The 15,210-nt window shown below is 65.2% G+C and carries 14 protein-coding genes; 6 read left to right on the top strand and 8 right to left on the bottom strand.

The features are described from left to right. Positions 1-21 precede the first annotated feature (21 nt). The 3 genes from AC066S_RS08745 to AC066S_RS08755 all read left to right on the top strand — a co-directional run bounded on the left by AC066S_RS08745 (position 22) and on the right by AC066S_RS08755 (position 2,886). Positions 22-1,707 carry a long-chain-fatty-acid--CoA ligase gene (locus AC066S_RS08745; RefSeq protein ID WP_478269431.1) on the top strand — a complete coding sequence of 562 codons (1,686 nt, stop codon included), beginning with the start codon at positions 22-24 and terminating at the stop codon, positions 1,705-1,707. A gap of 12 nt (positions 1,708-1,719) precedes the next feature. Then, on the top strand, positions 1,720-2,292 hold the full coding sequence (locus AC066S_RS08750) for a DUF924 family protein (RefSeq protein ID WP_478269432.1): 573 nt from the start codon (positions 1,720-1,722) through the stop codon (positions 2,290-2,292). 108 nt (positions 2,293-2,400) lie between these two features. After that, the gene (locus tag AC066S_RS08755; protein ID WP_126259570.1) at positions 2,401-2,886 is read left to right on the top strand and encodes a peroxiredoxin; all 486 of its coding nucleotides are present in this window, start codon (positions 2,401-2,403) and stop codon (positions 2,884-2,886) included. A gap of 148 nt (positions 2,887-3,034) precedes the next feature. Here the strand turns inward: AC066S_RS08755 and rnhA are convergent, their stop codons facing one another. Genes rnhA through ispH form a run of 3 tightly spaced genes read right to left on the bottom strand, consistent with a single transcriptional unit; the run spans position 3,035 to position 5,454 of the window. Then, complete coding sequence (rnhA, locus tag AC066S_RS08760) at positions 3,035-3,499, bottom strand: ribonuclease HI (protein WP_126260371.1); 465 nt, start codon at positions 3,497-3,499, stop codon at positions 3,035-3,037. Continuing rightward, positions 3,496-4,479 carry a homoserine kinase gene (locus AC066S_RS08765; RefSeq protein WP_478269433.1) on the bottom strand — a complete coding sequence of 328 codons (984 nt, stop codon included), beginning with the start codon at positions 4,477-4,479 and terminating at the stop codon, positions 3,496-3,498. The genes rnhA and AC066S_RS08765 overlap by 4 nt, the downstream gene beginning before the upstream one ends. Before the next feature lie 6 nt (positions 4,480-4,485). Further along, positions 4,486-5,454 carry a 4-hydroxy-3-methylbut-2-enyl diphosphate reductase gene (ispH, locus tag AC066S_RS08770; protein WP_126260369.1) on the bottom strand — a complete coding sequence of 323 codons (969 nt, stop codon included), beginning with the start codon at positions 5,452-5,454 and terminating at the stop codon, positions 4,486-4,488. Between the two features lie 265 nt (positions 5,455-5,719). Here ispH and AC066S_RS08775 point away from each other — a divergent pair, with 265 nt between their 5' ends. Further along, positions 5,720-6,415: a DUF1013 domain-containing protein gene (locus AC066S_RS08775; RefSeq protein WP_164718923.1), complete on the top strand. Its 696-nt coding sequence runs from the start codon at positions 5,720-5,722 to the stop codon at positions 6,413-6,415. A gap of 302 nt (positions 6,416-6,717) precedes the next feature. Here the strand turns inward: AC066S_RS08775 and AC066S_RS08780 are convergent, their stop codons facing one another. The 5 genes from AC066S_RS08780 to AC066S_RS08800 form a co-directional block, all read right to left on the bottom strand. Further along, positions 6,718-7,464 (bottom strand): OmpW/AlkL family protein, encoded by a 747-nt coding sequence (locus tag AC066S_RS08780; protein ID WP_167772064.1) that lies wholly within the window; start codon positions 7,462-7,464, stop codon positions 6,718-6,720. Positions 7,465-7,656: 192 nt separating this feature from the next. Next, the gene (locus tag AC066S_RS08785) at positions 7,657-7,926 is read right to left on the bottom strand and encodes a hypothetical protein (RefSeq protein ID WP_126260366.1); all 270 of its coding nucleotides are present in this window, start codon (positions 7,924-7,926) and stop codon (positions 7,657-7,659) included. A gap of 161 nt (positions 7,927-8,087) precedes the next feature. Next, positions 8,088-9,998, bottom strand: coding sequence for a propionyl-CoA synthetase (locus tag AC066S_RS08790; RefSeq protein ID WP_478269434.1), 1,911 nt, complete (start codon positions 9,996-9,998; stop codon positions 8,088-8,090). 313 nt (positions 9,999-10,311) lie between these two features. Beyond that, on the bottom strand, positions 10,312-11,703 hold the full coding sequence (locus AC066S_RS08795) for a tetratricopeptide repeat protein (RefSeq protein WP_478269435.1): 1,392 nt from the start codon (positions 11,701-11,703) through the stop codon (positions 10,312-10,314). A 131-nt stretch (positions 11,704-11,834) separates the two neighbouring features. Next, on the bottom strand, positions 11,835-12,599 hold the full coding sequence (locus AC066S_RS08800) for a tetratricopeptide repeat protein (RefSeq protein WP_478269436.1): 765 nt from the start codon (positions 12,597-12,599) through the stop codon (positions 11,835-11,837). 137 nt (positions 12,600-12,736) lie between these two features. On the opposite strand from AC066S_RS08800, the gene AC066S_RS08805 reads away from it, so the two are divergent. Together AC066S_RS08805 and AC066S_RS08810 are read left to right on the top strand one after the other, a co-directional pair. Continuing rightward, positions 12,737-14,281 carry a cation:proton antiporter gene (locus AC066S_RS08805; RefSeq protein WP_167767421.1) on the top strand — a complete coding sequence of 515 codons (1,545 nt, stop codon included), beginning with the start codon at positions 12,737-12,739 and terminating at the stop codon, positions 14,279-14,281. Between the two features lie 127 nt (positions 14,282-14,408). Next, the gene (locus AC066S_RS08810) at positions 14,409-15,179 is read left to right on the top strand and encodes a hypothetical protein (RefSeq protein ID WP_478269437.1); all 771 of its coding nucleotides are present in this window, start codon (positions 14,409-14,411) and stop codon (positions 15,177-15,179) included. Positions 15,180-15,210 lie beyond the last annotated feature (31 nt).

Raw genomic sequence — 15,210 nt, forward strand, 5'->3', positions numbered from 1 at the left:
GGTCAATGAGGGGAGTTTTCCATGGAGCGCATCTGGCTCAAGCAATATCCGCCCGGCGTGCCCGCCGATATCGAGCCGACCCAATACGCATCGTTGGTCGACCTGCTGGAGGAGAGCTTCACCAAGTTCGCCGACCGCAAGGCGTTCATCTGCATGGACAAGTCGATCAGCTACCGCGACCTCGACCAGATGTCGGTCGCGCTCGCGGCTTACTTGCAGGGCCGCGGGCTGCAGCGTGGCGCCCGCGTCGCCCTCATGATGCCGAACGTGCTGCAATATCCGGTTGCGACCGCCGCGGTGCTGCGTGCCGGCTTCGCCGTCGTCAACGTCAACCCGCTCTACACCCCGCGCGAGCTCGAGCACCAGCTCAAGGATTCCGGCGCCGAAGCCATCATCGTGCTGGAGAATTTCGCCCACACGGTCGAGCAGGTGATCGCCAGGACGGCGGTGAAGCATGTCATCGTCGCCAGCATGGGCGACCTGCTCGGCTTCAAGGGCGTGATCGTCAATCTGGTCGTTCGCCGCGTCAAGAAGATGGTTCCGGCGTGGTCGCTGCCGGGCTCGGTCTCCTTCAACGACGCGCTGTCCGCCGGCCGCGGCATGACCTTCAGCAAGCCCAAGCTCTCGCCAGGCGACGTCGCCTTCCTGCAATATACCGGCGGCACCACCGGCCTCTCCAAGGGCGCCACACTGCTCCATCGCAATATCGTCGCCAACGTCCTGCAGAACGACGCCTGGCTGCAGCCGGCGCTGGCCGCGCCGCCGCATGTCGATCAGCTCATGATCGTCTGCGCGCTGCCGCTCTACCACATCTTCGCGCTGACGGCCTGCTACCTGCTCGCGGTCCGCGCCGGCGGCTGCAATCTCCTGATCCCCAACCCGCGCGACATTCCCGGATTCATCAAGGAGCTGGCGAAATACCAGGTCAACAGCTTCCCGGCCGTGAACACGCTCTACAACGGGCTGATGCACCATCCCGATTTCAAGAAGCTCGACTTCTCCAAGCTGAAGATCTCCAACGGCGGCGGCATGGCGGTGCAGCGCCCCGTGGCCGATCAATGGAAGGCGATCACCGGCTGCTTCATCGCCGAGGGATACGGCCTGTCGGAGACCTCGCCGACGCTGACCTGCAATCCGGCAACGGCAACTGAATTCACGGGGTCGATCGGCATCCCCGTGCCGTCGACCTGGATCTCGATCCGCGATGACGACGGCAACGAGATCCCGCTCGGTCAGCCCGGCGAGATCTGCGCCAAAGGCCCGCAGGTGATGTCGGGCTACTGGAACAGGCCGGAGGAGACCGCCAAGGTGATGACCGCGGACGGCTATTTCCGCACCGGCGATATCGGCATCATGGACGAGAAGGGCTACACCAAGATCGTCGACCGCAAGAAGGACATGATCCTGGTCTCCGGCTTCAACGTCTATCCGAACGAGATCGAGGAAGTCATCGCCAGCCATCCCGGCGTGCTCGAATGTGCCGTGATCGGCATCCCCGATTCCAGGTCGGGCGAAGCGGTGAAGGCCTTCGTGGTGAAGAAGGATCCCAACCTCACCGCCGAGGCGGTGATCAAGTTCTGTCACGAGCAGCTCACCGGCTACAAGGTGCCCAAGCACATCGAATTCCGCACCGACCTGCCCAAGACCAATGTCGGCAAGATCCTGCGCCGGCAGTTGCGCGACGAGAAGAAGGCAGAGGCGGCGTAGGCTGCACCGCCGATGACGGACGTCGGCGACATCGCGCCATCAGGAATTCTCACCTTCTGGCGCGATGCCGGCCGCGAGCGCTGGTACAAGCGCGACGACGCTTTCGACGCGGAGATCAGGCGCCGCTTTCTTGCGCTGTGGCAGAAGGCGGTCGCCGGCGAACTGGCATCATGGGAAGACAGTGACGCAGGCGCATTGGCGCTCGTCATCGTCCTCGACCAATTTCCCCGCAACATGTTTCGCGGCACGCCCGAGGCCTTTGCCAGCGACGCGCTGGCGCGCGAGGTCGCTAGCCGCGCCATCGATCGAGGTGTCGACACCAGGGTCGATCCGATCCTGCTCGAATTCCTCTATCTGCCCTTCATGCATTCGGAGCACCTGGCCGACCAGCTGCATTGCGTCGCGCTGTTTCAAAACGCCGACAATGCCAACGAAGCTGACAATGCCGAGAACCTGAAATACGCCCGGGAGCATGCCGACATCATCCGCCGCTTCGGCCGCTTCCCTCACCGCAACCGCGTCCTCGGGCGTTCGTCCACGGAGGAAGAGCAGGCCTTCCTCGACAGTGGCGGCTTTTCCGGCTGATGACATCGAGGTGAAGAGCCGCCGCCTCCGCCGCTTTCACCGCCGGCAATATTGTGCAGCCCCGCCGCACGGTCTAAAAAGCGGGACCGATTTTCAGGGAGACTGACCATGGCGATCCAGATTGGCGACAAGCTGCCCGAGGCTAAATTCCGCGTGATGACGGCGGAAGGCCCGCAGGTGAAGACCACCGACGATATTTTCAAGGGCAAGAAGGTGGCGCTGTTCGCGGTGCCCGGCGCCTACACCGGCACCTGCCACAAGATGCATCTGCCGAGCATCTTCCTCAACGCCTATGCCATGAAGGACAAGGGCGTCGACACCATCGCGATCGTCTCGGTCAACGACGCCTTCGTCATGAACGCCTGGAAGCGCGACACCGACCAGCGCGACGAGGCCATCTTCCTCGCCGACGGCAATGCCGACTTCGCCAAGGCGATCGGCATGGAGCTCGACGCCTCCGCCAACGGCCTCGGCATCCGCTCCAAGCGCTATTCGATGCTGGTCGAGGACGGCGTGGTCAAGAAGCTGAACCTCGAGGCGATGCCCGGCAAGGTCGAGGTCTCCGGCGGCGATACGCTGCTCGGGCAGCTCTGAGCGCTTCGCGACAACAGACGCTGTCATGCCCCGGCTTGACCGGGGCATCCAGTACGCCGCGGCCTCTCAATCACACCCGCCTCTGGAATACTGGATCGCCCGCCTTCGCGGGCGATGACAGTTGAAGGTGGAGCGACGACGTCGTCGCCTACTCCCGCACCCGCTGCTGCAACCGCGCCATCGCGATGCCGTCGCGCGCGAGCTGATCGGCGCGTTCGTTCTCGGGATGGCCGGCGTGGCCCTTGACCCAGTGCCAGCGGATCTCATGCTGCTTCAGCGCGGCGTCGAGGCGCTGCCATAGCTCGACATTCTTCACCGGCTTCTTGTCGGCGGTGCGCCAGCCGTTGCGCTTCCAGCCGAAGATCCAGCCGGTGATGCCCTGCCGGACGTACTGGCTGTCCGTGTAGAGATCGACGATGCACGGCTTCTTCAGCGCTTCGAGCGCCGAGATCGCCGCCATCAGCTCCATCTGGTTGTTGGTGGTGTGGCGCTCGCCGCCGTTCAGCTCTTTTTCCTTGTCGCCGAACCTCAGGATCGCGCCCCAGCCGCCCGGCCCGGGATTTCCCGAACAGGCGCCATCGGTATAGATCGTGACATTGGGACGCTCGCTCACGCCACCAGCCCCGACGGCATCAGTCCATAGTCGCGCACGCTGCCGACGCTCTGATGGAAGCGCAGCTTGCGGAAATATTCCAGCGGATCCTTCGGCTTCACCAACGCACCGGGCGGCACGTTGAGCCAGTCGACCAGCCGCGTCAGCAGGAAACGGATCGCCGCGCCGCGCGCCAGCAGCGGCAGCGCGGCCTCTTCCGCCTCGGAGAGCTTTCGCACCCGGCCATAGGCGTTGAGAAAGGCCCGCGCCTTGGTGACGTTGAAGGAATGATCCGGCTCGAAGCACCAGGCGTTGAGGCAGATCGCGACGTCGTAGGCCAGCATGTCGTTGCAGGCGAAGGTGAAGTCGATGATCCCGGAGAGCTTGTCGCCGAGGAAGAAGACGTTGTCGTTGAAGAGGTCGGCGTGGATCACGCCTTCCGGCAGATCGGTCGGCCAGATTCCGCTCGAGAGATGATCGAGCTCGGCCGCGAGGAACGCGCGCAGTCCCGGCTGCACCTCGTCGGCGCGGTTCGACGCCGCATCGAACAGCGGCCGCCAGCCCGAGACCGACAGCGCGTTGGCGCGCTTGATCCCGAAGTTCGCGCCGGCCAGATGCATCTTCGCCAGCCCCTCGCCGACGCCGGCGCAATGCGCCACGGTCGGCTTGCGCGGCCACATGCCTTCGAGAAAGGTGATAATCGCCGCAGGCCGTCCCGACAGCTCGCGCAGCGCCTCGCCGTCGCGTCCCTTCACCGGCAGCGGGCAGTTGACGCCGTGCTCGGCCAGATGCGCCATCAGCGCGAGGAAGAACGGCAAATCGTTCTTCGCCACCCGCTTCTCGTAGAGCGTGAGGATGAACGACCCCTGGCTGGTATGCAGCAGGAAGTTGGTGTTCTCGACGCCCTCGGCGATGCCCTTGTAGGAAAGCAATTCGCCGAGATCATATTGCTTCAGGAAATCCGCAAGCTCGTCGGCGGCGACGTCGGTGTAGACCGCCATCAAGGTCTACTCGGCGGCAGCTTCGGGACGCACCTGACGCGGCAGCGGGAAGAACTCGTTCTCTTCCGCGGCCGAGACCGTCTCCACATGCAGCGTGTAGCGCTCGGCGAAGGCGTCCATGATCTCCTCGACGATCACCTCCGGCGCGGAAGCGCCGGCGGTGATGCCGAGGCTCGTGAGGTTGCCGAACTTGTCCCAGTCGATGTCGGCGGCGCGCTGCGCCAGCACCGCGATCTTGCAGCCCTCGCGCTCGGCAACCTCGCGCAGTCGCTGCGAGTTCGACGAATTGGGGGCACCGACGACGATGAGCGCGTCCACCACCGGCGCCACCTTCTTCACCGCGAGCTGGCGGTTGGTGGTGGCGTAGCAGATGTCTTCCTTGTGCGGGCCGTTGATGTTGGGGAAGCGCTCCTTCAAGAGCGCCACGATCTCCGCGGTGTCGTCGATCGACAGCGTGGTCTGGGTCACGAAGGCGAGGTTGTTGGGGTCCTGCGGGGCGATGGTCTTGGCGTCCTCGGCGGTCTCGATCAGGGTCACCGCGCCGGCCGGAAGCTGGCCGAGCGTGCCGACCACCTCTGGGTGATGGGAGTGGCCGATCAGGAAGATCTCGCGGCCACGCTTGAAATGGATCGCGGCCTCGCGATGGACCTTGGTCACCAGCGGGCAGGTCGCATCCAGCGAGAACAGATTGCGGGACTGCGCGTCGGCCGGAACCGATTTCGGCACGCCATGGGCCGAGAAGACCACCGGCGCGGTGGTGTTCTCCGGGATTTCGGCGAGCTCCTCGACGAAGATGGCGCCCTTCTTCTTCAACCCGTCGACGACGTATTTGTTATGCACAATCTCGTGGCGAACATAGACGGGGGCGCCGTATTTATCGAGCGCCCGTTCCACGGTGTCGATCGCCCGGACCACCCCGGCACAGAAGCCGCGGGGAGAACAAAGCACGATCTTGAGGTCTGGTTTGGCTGACATTGAGCGATCTCGGGACCGAATCACCCGTTTCGCCTTCCGGCGGGGGCGGTCGATGGATGGAATAGGGCTTAAAACGGTCGGGTTGAACTATACCGCGATTTCCAAGGGAATTGGGCCCCCTTTCGGGCGCTGTCAAGGCACTATCTATAGCAGAACCATTGCGTGGCCAGCCCCTCCGGGCTTATATAGCGCGAATTCCCTGTCATCGCTGATGACCACCGGTTTCGCCTCCAGAGGGGTGGGCGAAGCACAAAGGAGATTTGCCATGAGCAACGCACCTCTGATGCCCAAGGCGACCGCCGTCTGGCTGCTCGACAACACCGCGCTGACCTTCGACCAGGTCGCCGATTTCACCAAGATGCATCCCCTCGAGGTGCGCGCGATCGCCGATGGCGATGCGGCCCAGGGCATCAAGGGCATGGATCCCCTCTCCAACGGCCAGCTCACCCGCGAGGAGATCGAGAAGGGCGAGAAGAACCCGGATTACCGGCTCCGCCTCCAGGAGAGCAAGGTGGTGCTGCCGCCGCAGCCCAAGCGCAAGGGCCCGCGCTACACCCCGGTGTCGCGCCGCCACGAGCGTCCGAGCGCCATCCTCTGGCTGCTGCGCAGCCATCCCGAGCTCAAGGACGCCCAGATCATGCGTCTGGTCGGCACCACCAAGAGCACCATTGCCAGCGTGCGTGACCGCACCCACTGGAACACGTCCCAGCTCACCCCGATCGATCCCGTCACCCTCGGCCTCTGCTCGCAGATCGAGCTCGATTTCGAGGTGCAGCGCGCCGCCAAGGAAAAGCCGGTCGACGCCGCCTATGGCGGCGCCACGCTGCTGCCGGCCTCCGAGACCACCCGCAAGGACGAATACGAATCCGCGGAGAAGTCCAGCGACGACCTCAACGTCGACGCCGTGTTCGCCAAGCTGAAGACGCTCGGCGGCAAGAAGCAGGACGCCGAGGAGGAGTAGTTCCTCCTTCTTCGCTCGCTTCAAACGCAAAAAGCGCGGCAGGGAAGCCTGCCGCGCTTTTTGTTTTGTGAAGACGGGCTGAGCGCGTGTGACGCGTGTCGCCACACGCACACTGCGTCCCCTCCCCCCTTGCGGGGGAGGGTTAGGGAGAGGGGTACCCCACGGGGACTCCCTCCATCACCTCGAAGCGGTGCGACTCTTGCACACCGCTTGCTGAGCTACCCCTCTCCCCCGCCCTCCCCGGCAAGGGGGGAGGGAGCGCAGGGTCGGCTGTGGTCACAGCTCGTCTCCAAGCAACAATCTCAGAACTTGTACGTCACGCCGGCGCCGACCAGCCACGGATCGATATGCGCGGTGCCGGTGACCGGCAGGCCGGAGACGGTGGCGCTGTAATCCGGGCGCAGCCAGAGCTTCTTGACGTCGACGTTGAGACCCCAGTGCCGGTCGATCATGTAGTCGAAGCCGAACTGCACGGCGCCGCCCCATGCGTTGCTGACATGCAGGTTGGTGGTGGTGGCGACGATCGCGGGCGGACCGACGATCGCGGACGGCGTATTGCGGGCGGAAGTGTTGAAGAACACGGTGTAGTTCACGCCGGCGCCGACATAGGGCTTGAACGCGCCGAACTGGTCGAAGTGATATTGCAGCGTCAGGGTCGGCGGCAGCAGCGTGGTCTTGCCGATCGGCAGGTTTGCGAGCGACCCGGTGCCGTTGATCGAGTGCCGGGTCACGCCGAGGATCAGCTCGGCCGCGATGTTCTTGGTGAAGAAATAGCTGATGTCGAGCTCGGGGACGACCTGGTCGCTGATCGAGAGGCCGGAATTCGGCGAGGACAGCGAGGGCACGCCCGCCACATTGACGGTCGAGCTGCCGCCATCCGGCAACACGCCGAGCACGCGCAGGCGCACCATCCACGGATTGAATGCCTCCACCGGCGGCGGCGCCTTCTTGTAGACAGGCAAATCGGCAGCTTGCACCGATGCAAACGTGCCCGCCAGCATCGCGCCAAAAGTCGCAAGCCGCGCCAGGTTTCTTGTCGTTCTCTGCATTTCAATCCCCTTCAGCCATCTCTCGCGCATCGTTGCGCGCCATGAGCGTCAGAGCAGAAAGGGGACGCTGGAGGATTTGATCTCGATCAATTCAGGCGGACGCCGCCACGATTTGGCCACGGCGTTGCATATGTGTCACGAAAACCAGGCAGGCGAGACGCGCTGGCGGCAACATAGTGCCGCTCCCACACGTCAGGGCCGCTCGGGATGGTTCAGCATGTATTCGCCGAGATCGCGCTGGCGGCGGTCGGCGCGCGCGGTGGCGGCGTTGCGCTGGACGTCGCGGTCCTTGCGGCAGGCCACGTATTCCGGCGAGCCCTGCGCATAGCCCCGGCCCTGGCACACCGCGTCGTCATCGTCACCGCCCACCGCCACCGTATTCTGGTAGCGCGCGGAGCAGGCGGAAACAGCGGTGGCGAGCAGCACAGCTGCAAGCAGGCGCGGCGCGGCGGCAAGTGGCATCGAGGGTCCCTTGTTGACCGACCCTGTTTAGCGGGGAATGAGGAGAATGTAAGTCCCTGGACGCCGTCCCACGCTCGCTGTCATTCCCCGCGCAGGCGGGTGATGACCGTTGAGGTTGGAGAGACGGCCTCGCGCCTCACTCATATGACCGCAGAACTTCCTCACACCCGCCCCTTCAGCGCCTCCCCGATTTCGTCGAGCGCCTTGGGATCCTCGATCGTCGCCGGCATGGTCCAGGACTCGCCGTCGGCGATCTTCTTGATGGTGCCGCGCAGAATCTTGCCGGAGCGCGTCTTGGGCAGGCGGCCGACGGTGATCGCGAGCTTGAAGGCGGCGACCGGGCCGAGCTTGTCGCGCACCAGCGCGATGATCTCCTTCTCGATCTCGGCCGGCGCCCGTTTCACGCCGGCCTTGAGCACCAGGAAGCCGCAGGGCACCTCGCCCTTGATCGCGTCCTTGACGCCGAGCACGGCGCATTCGGCGACATCGGGATGCGAGGCCAGGATCTCCTCCATGCCGCCGGTGGAGAGCCGATGGCCGGCGACGTTGATGATGTCGTCGGTGCGGCCCATGACGAAGACGTAGCCGTCCTCGTCCTTGTAGCCGGCATCCGAGGTTTTGTAATAGCCGGGAAATTCGCTCAAATACGCTTCCTTGAAGCGCGTATCCTGATTCCACAGCGTCGGCAGGCAGCCCGGCGGCATCGGCAGCTTGATGACGATCGAGCCCATCGTGTTGGGCCCCACCGGCTTCGCCGCCTCGTCGACCACGTCGACCTGGTAGCCCGGCATCGGCACCGTCGGCGAGCCGTGCTTCACCGGCAGCATGCCGAGCCCGACCGGGTTGCCGGCGATGCACCAGCCGGTCTCGGTCTGCCACCAATGGTCGATTACCGGCACCTTGAGCTGCGCTTCCGCCCATTCGACCGTCGGCGGATCGGCGCGCTCGCCGGCGAGGAACAGGGTGCGGAATTTCGAGAGATCGTATTGCCGGATGAACTTTCCTTCCGGATCCTCTTTCCGGATCGCGCGGAACGCGGTCGGCGCGGTGAACAATGCAACCGCCTTGTGCTCCGAGATCACGCGCCAGAACGCGCCGGCGTCAGGTGTGCCGACCGGCTTGCCCTCGTACATGATCGTCGTCGCGCCGTGCAGCAGCGGGCCGTAGACGATGTAGCTGTGGCCGACCACCCAGCCGATGTCGGAGCCGCACCACCACACCTCGCCCGGCTTGACGCCATAGAGGTTGAACATCGACCATTTCACCGCGACGAGATGGCCGCCATTGTCGCGCACGACGCCCTTCGGGATGCCCGTGGTGCCCGAGGTGTAGAGGATGTAGAGCGGATCGGTCGCGGCTACAGGCGCGCAAGCTGCCTTCTTGCCGTCATTCAGCGCCTTGCGGCGCAGGCTCGCCCAATCGTAGTCCCGGCCCGGCGTCAGATCGCAGGTAAGCTGCGGACGTTGCAGGATGATGCAGGCTTTCGGCTTGCTGCCGGCAAGCTTGACCGCCTCGTCGAGCAGCGGCTTGTACTGCACGATGCGGCCCGGCTCGATGCCGCAGCTTGCGGAGAGAATGAGTTTCGGCTGCGCGTCGTCGATGCGGGTGGCGAGCTCCTTCGCTGCGAAGCCGCCGAACACCACGGAATGCACCGCCCCGATCCGCGCGCAGGCGAGCATCGCGACCACGGCCTCCGGCACCATCGGCATATAGAGGATGACACGATCGCCCTTGGCGACGCCGAAATCCTGCATGATCGCGGCGAGCGCCTGCACCTCGTTCAGCAGCTCGGCATAGGTCAATTTGGTGACGCTGCCGGTCAGCGGCGAATCGTGGATCAGCGCGATCTGGTCGGCGCGGCCGCCTGCGACATGGCGGTCGAGCGCGTTGTAGCAGGTATTGACAACACCGCCCGTGAACCAACGGCCGTAGGTTCCTTGGCTTGGATCGAAGATCGTCTTGGGCGGCTCGATCCAGTCGATGTCTTTGGCGGCCTCGGCCCAGAAGCCTTCGGGGTCGGCGAGCGAGCGCGTATGGACCTCGTGATAGAGACTCTTGCCCTGGATGTTCATTCCCGCGCTCCCGTTCCCTTTATTCGGCTGGCTCCGAACCTCGTGGCAGGACAGACGCCCCGCCATGACCAGGATCAATGCCGGCCTTGTTTGAGGGCTATTTTCCCGGGAACGGGCCGCGGTTCAAGCTGAAAAGGATGCATCTTCTCCCTCTCCCCGTTCTTACGGGTCGCAACGAGCTCCGCTCGCGCCGAGAGGGTCGGGGCTGCATCCGCGGTCACGGTGAGGGTTGGACGCGCGCAGAGCCCCTCACCCGGAATTTGCTGTCGCGAATTCCGGCCTCTCCCGCAGGCGGGGAGAGGCGAAGGGGCGCTCAGCTCTCCATCGCATTCAGCCGCAGCAAGCGATCCTGCATGACCTTCTTCAGATCATAGCCGGGCCGACGGAAACTCGCATCGCGCGTGACGAGGAAATCGCGCTGGGACTTGCGCAGGCCTTCCGCCGCGCGCTTGCTTGCGGATTTCAGCACACGCGCGTAAGCCTCGGCGATCTGGCGGTCAAGCACGCCAAGCTGCGGATCGGCGCAGATCACTTGCTCGACCTCGCGCTTCGCGTTGGCGCAATCGAATGACGGACCGCGATCATCGGCCGAGCGCGCATGAATAGGGCCCGGGGACGCCGCGCCGAATTTCGCGATCTCGGCGATCGTGGCCCGGCGGCCATTCGCGGCGTTCTCGTTGCCGGGATCGAGCTTCAGCGCCATCTCGTAGTCCGCCAGCGCCTTCTTACGCTCGCCCATCTTCTTGTAGAGCACGGCGCGGTTGTTGTAGGTCTTCGCGAAATTCGGATCGAGCTTCAGCGCCGCCTCGTAGTCGCTCAGTGCGGCCCCGAGCTCGCCCTTGAATTGATAGGAATCGCCGCGGTTGGTCAGGAAGTTGGCGCGCGGCTCCCGCCGGATCGCCAGGTCGTAATCGGCAATGGCCTTGTCGTACTCGCCCATGGCCGCATAGATCAGGCCGCGGTTGTCGTAATATTCCGGCACCTTAGGATCGAGCCTGATCGCCTCGCCGTCATCGGCGAGCGCCTTGTCGAGCTGGCCGAGCTTCTTATAGGCCGCCCCACGATTGGTATAGGTGCGGGGCCGGTCGGGGTCGAGCCGCAGGGCCTCGTCGAAATTCCGGATCGCCTTTTCGTTGTCGCCGCCGAGATAGTGGGCAACGCCGCGATCGGACCAGGCCTGCGCAAAGTCCGGCTTCAGCTTGATCGCCTGGTCGTAGTCGGCGAGCGCGCGGTCGAGCCGGCGCTGATTGGTGTAGACGATACCGCGCAGCTCGTAGGCCTCTGCGTCCGCGGGATCGAGCTCGATCGCCTTGCTGAGGTCGGCTGCGGCGCGGTTGAGATCCCCGCCGGCCTCGCGCAACAGGTCGCCGCGCAGGCGCCAGGCCTTCGCATTCCTGCCGTCGAGCGCAATGGCGCGGTCGATGTCCCGTAAGGCCTGGGTGAGGCCGCCCGAAGTCCGGGCATGGGCGTCGGCGCGAACCAGCAGGGCCGCGGCACGATCGGAGGCGGGATTGGCGGTCTGGTCGATGATAGCCGTGCAGGCGGGCATCAGCTCCGCTGGAGCAGCCTTGCTGCCCATCACGCAGTCGGTACCGGCCGAGGCCGGCGCAGCGAGGACAAGGCTCATGGCAGCGCTGAGAAGGAAGGCGCGAAACGAGCTTTTGGCAAGCGAAAGCGCTTGCGCGGAAGGATGCGTGCCGCACATGGCAGATTGCTCCGTGACGTCAGGTTTTCACCATTGTCGCGTCGGGCACGGAATGGGTTCAATTCGGGCCAGCTGGGAGCGCCCCGCTGCATCAGTCCCTCGCCCCGCTTGCGGGAGGGGCGAAACAAGCCTCAATACCCATCCACCCCGTTGATCTGTTGCAGCCGCTCCTGCATCGCCTTCTTCAGATCATAGCCCGGCCGGCCGTACGCCGCATTGCGGCGGGCGATGAACGCGTCCTGCTCGCGCTGGAGCCTCTTGGCCTCCGCCGGATTGGGCGCCTGCCGGATCGCACGCGCGTTCGACCCGAAAATCTCGCGGTCGAGATCGGCCAGCTCGCGATTTCTGCAGATCGCCTTCTCCACGGCCCGGACCGCATTCCGGCAGTTGAAGCTGGGCTTGCCGGCGACGGCCATCTGCGCGCCGATGCGCTCGAGCTCGCGCGCCATCGCCTTGTGATTGGCCTTGGCCTTCTCGTGGTTCGGATCGATCTTCAGGGCCGCGCCGAAATCCTGCACCGCCTTGGGCTTGTCGCCCTTCCTGAGCCAGAGCTCGCCGCGCGCATTGAAGATGTCGGCAAGCGTGGGATCGAGCAGGAGAACGCGGCTGTCGTCGGCGATGGCGCGGTCGACCTGATCGTGCCGCGCATAGAGCGCCGCGCGCGCGACCAAAGCCTTGATCAGATCCTCCTTGGCGGTCTTCTCGTTATCGATCACGGCGGCGCAGGCCGTGGCGGCCCTGTCCATATCGTCGGCCGCGGCCGCCGCGAGACATGATTCGACATCGACCTTGATCACCGCAGCCGGCTCGCCGCCGGTCGCAGCCCGGGCGGCGCCGAGCGAGAGCGCGCAAAGCACTACGGCACCTGACGATTGGATGAGTTTTTGAAAACGCATGCTCGTTGCAGTCGGAAGCTTGCTTTGGGCCTTGCTCTCGGTCTTGCCTTACGCCTTGCCTCGGGGCCGTACAATCCGTCATACGGCCGGATTGGTGCTAGCTTGTGGTGCCGCCCACATCGGTTTCGGGGATCATCGTGTCGACATTCGAATGGATCATCGTGCTCCTGCTCGGCGCCGTTGCCTTATCGGCGCTGGCGCGGCGGATCAAGGTCCCCTACCCGACCTTTCTCGCCATCGGCGGCGCGCTGATCGCCTTCGTGCCGTCCAGTCCGTCCTGGACGCTGGAGCCCGACCTCGCACTGGCCCTTTTTGTCGCACCGGTCCTGCTCGACGCCGCGTTCGACACCTCGCTGCGCGATCTGCGCAACAATTGGGTTCCGGTCTCGACCCTGGTCGTCGCCGCGGTCGGCCTGACCACGGCCGCCGTGGCCTTCGTCGCGCACCGGCTGATGCCTGACATGCCCTGGGCCGCCGCGGTCGCGCTCGGCGCCATCGTTGCGCCGCCGGATGCGGCCGCCGCGGTCGCGATCCTGAGCCAGGTCAAGCTGCCCCATCGCATGGTGAAGGTCCTGGAGGGCGAAAGCCTGCTCAACGATGCCAGCGCTCTTCTGATCTATCGCATCGCGGTCGGCGCGGTCGCCACCGAACACCTGACGTGGAGCCAGGTTGCGCCGACCATGGCGCTGGCCCTGGTCGGCAGCGTGGTCGCCGGCCTTGTCGCAGCCCGCCTCATCTCGCCCATCATGGAGCGCATGACGGAGGCGCCGAGCGCGATCATCGTTCAGTTCGCCACCACCTTCATGGTCTGGATCGCCGCCGAGCATCTCGGCCTCTCCGGCATCCTCACCATCGTCGTCTACGCCATCACCCTGGCGCGCACCGCGCCCGCGCGCATGCCGGCGCGGCTGCGGGTGCCATCCTATGCGGTGTGGGAGACCACGGTGTTCGTGCTCAACGTGCTCGCCTTCATGCTGATCGGCATGCAGATGCGGCCGATCTGGACGCGGCTGGATGCGGACGTCCGCTGGGAATATTGCGTGGCCGCCGCCTGGATCCTGCTCACCGTGATTATGGTGCGCCTGTTCTGGGTCACGTTCTATCGCACGACGCTCCGGGTGCTGATCGCGCGCGGGCTCTATCATCCCAAGGATCCGAAACAGGTGGCCTCGCCCAAGGGCGGGCTCATCATCTCCTGGTGCGGCATGCGCGGCCTCGTCACGCTCGCCACCGCCTTTGCCCTGCCGGAGAATTTCCCCTATCGCGATTTCATCGTCTTCATCGCCTTCGCGGTGGTGCTGGGGACGCTGGTGATCCAGGGCCTGACGCTGCGGCCGCTGATCCTCGCCTTCCGCCTCGAAGACGACGATCCCGTCGGCATCGAGGTCGCGCGCGGACGTGCCGTCGCGTATCGCGCTGCGCTCGAGGCGATCGAGAGCGATCCGTCGGAGGAGGCGGAGATCCTGCGGCTCGAATATCGCGCCATCCTGATGCAGGCCGAGAACGATCCCAATGGCGGCATCGCCAACGGCGAACTGCCGGCCGATCCGCTGCGCCGCCGTGCCATCGACGCCGCGCGCAAAGCGATCTTCGACCTCCGCGCCACCGAGGTGATAGGTGACGATGCCTTCCACCGCATCGAAGAGGAGCTCGATCGCGCAGAATTGAGCGCGGGGGGATGAGGCAACTCGTGGATACAAGCTCGGTGTCGTCCCGGACAAGCGCGCCTTAAAGCGCGCGCCGATCCGGGACAGCCGAGCGTGAACGGCCGGCATTGAACCAAATCCCTCGTCTCCAGACTCACTCCAGATGACGACCCTGACCGACGACCGTCGTGTACGCGCGCGTGATGCGTCGCCTGCACGGTATTTTTATCTGCACATGGCCCTGGCCTGCGCGGCCACCGCGTTTCTCGGTTTCGCGCCGACCTATTGGGTGCCGCTCGCCCACCGGACGCTGTCCGCAAGCCCGGTGATTCATTTTCACGGATTCTTGTTCTTCACCTGGTCTCTCTATTTCGTGCTGCAGACCTGGCTCGCGGCCTCGGGCCGCGTGGTCAATCACCGTTCGCTCGGCATTGCCGGCGTGTCGCTCGCCACCGCAATGACGATATTTGGCTTCCTCGCCTCGGTGCACGTGATGCAGCATTCCGCCGCGCTCGGCCAGCGCGAGGCCGGCATCGGCTTCTCGATCGTGCCGATGAGCGGGATCGCGTTCTTCGCGATCGTGTTCGTGCTCGCGATCATGAACACGCGCAGGCCCGAGGTTCACAAGCGGTTGATGCTGCTGGCCGCGGTCTCGATCCTCGATGCCGCCATCGCGCGCTGGTTCCTGACCTTCCTGGCGCCTCCCGGCCCGCCCGGCCCGCCGCCGGTGCCGGTGACGATCGCGCCGGCCGTCGTCGCCTCGCTCCTGCTCGTCGTCGCCATGGCGCGCGACTGGCGCGCCGAAGGCCGCGTGCATCCGGTCTACATCTACGGCACACTGGCGCTGCTGGCGGTGAAGGTGCTGAACTGGCCGGTCAGCGAGAGTGCGGCGTGGCATTCGTTCGCCGGCGGGATCCTGGCGCTGGCGCAGTAATCACCGCTGTCGTCCCGAGCATCAATTTCAA

Source organism: Bradyrhizobium sp. CFUWI (assembly GCF_056429085.1).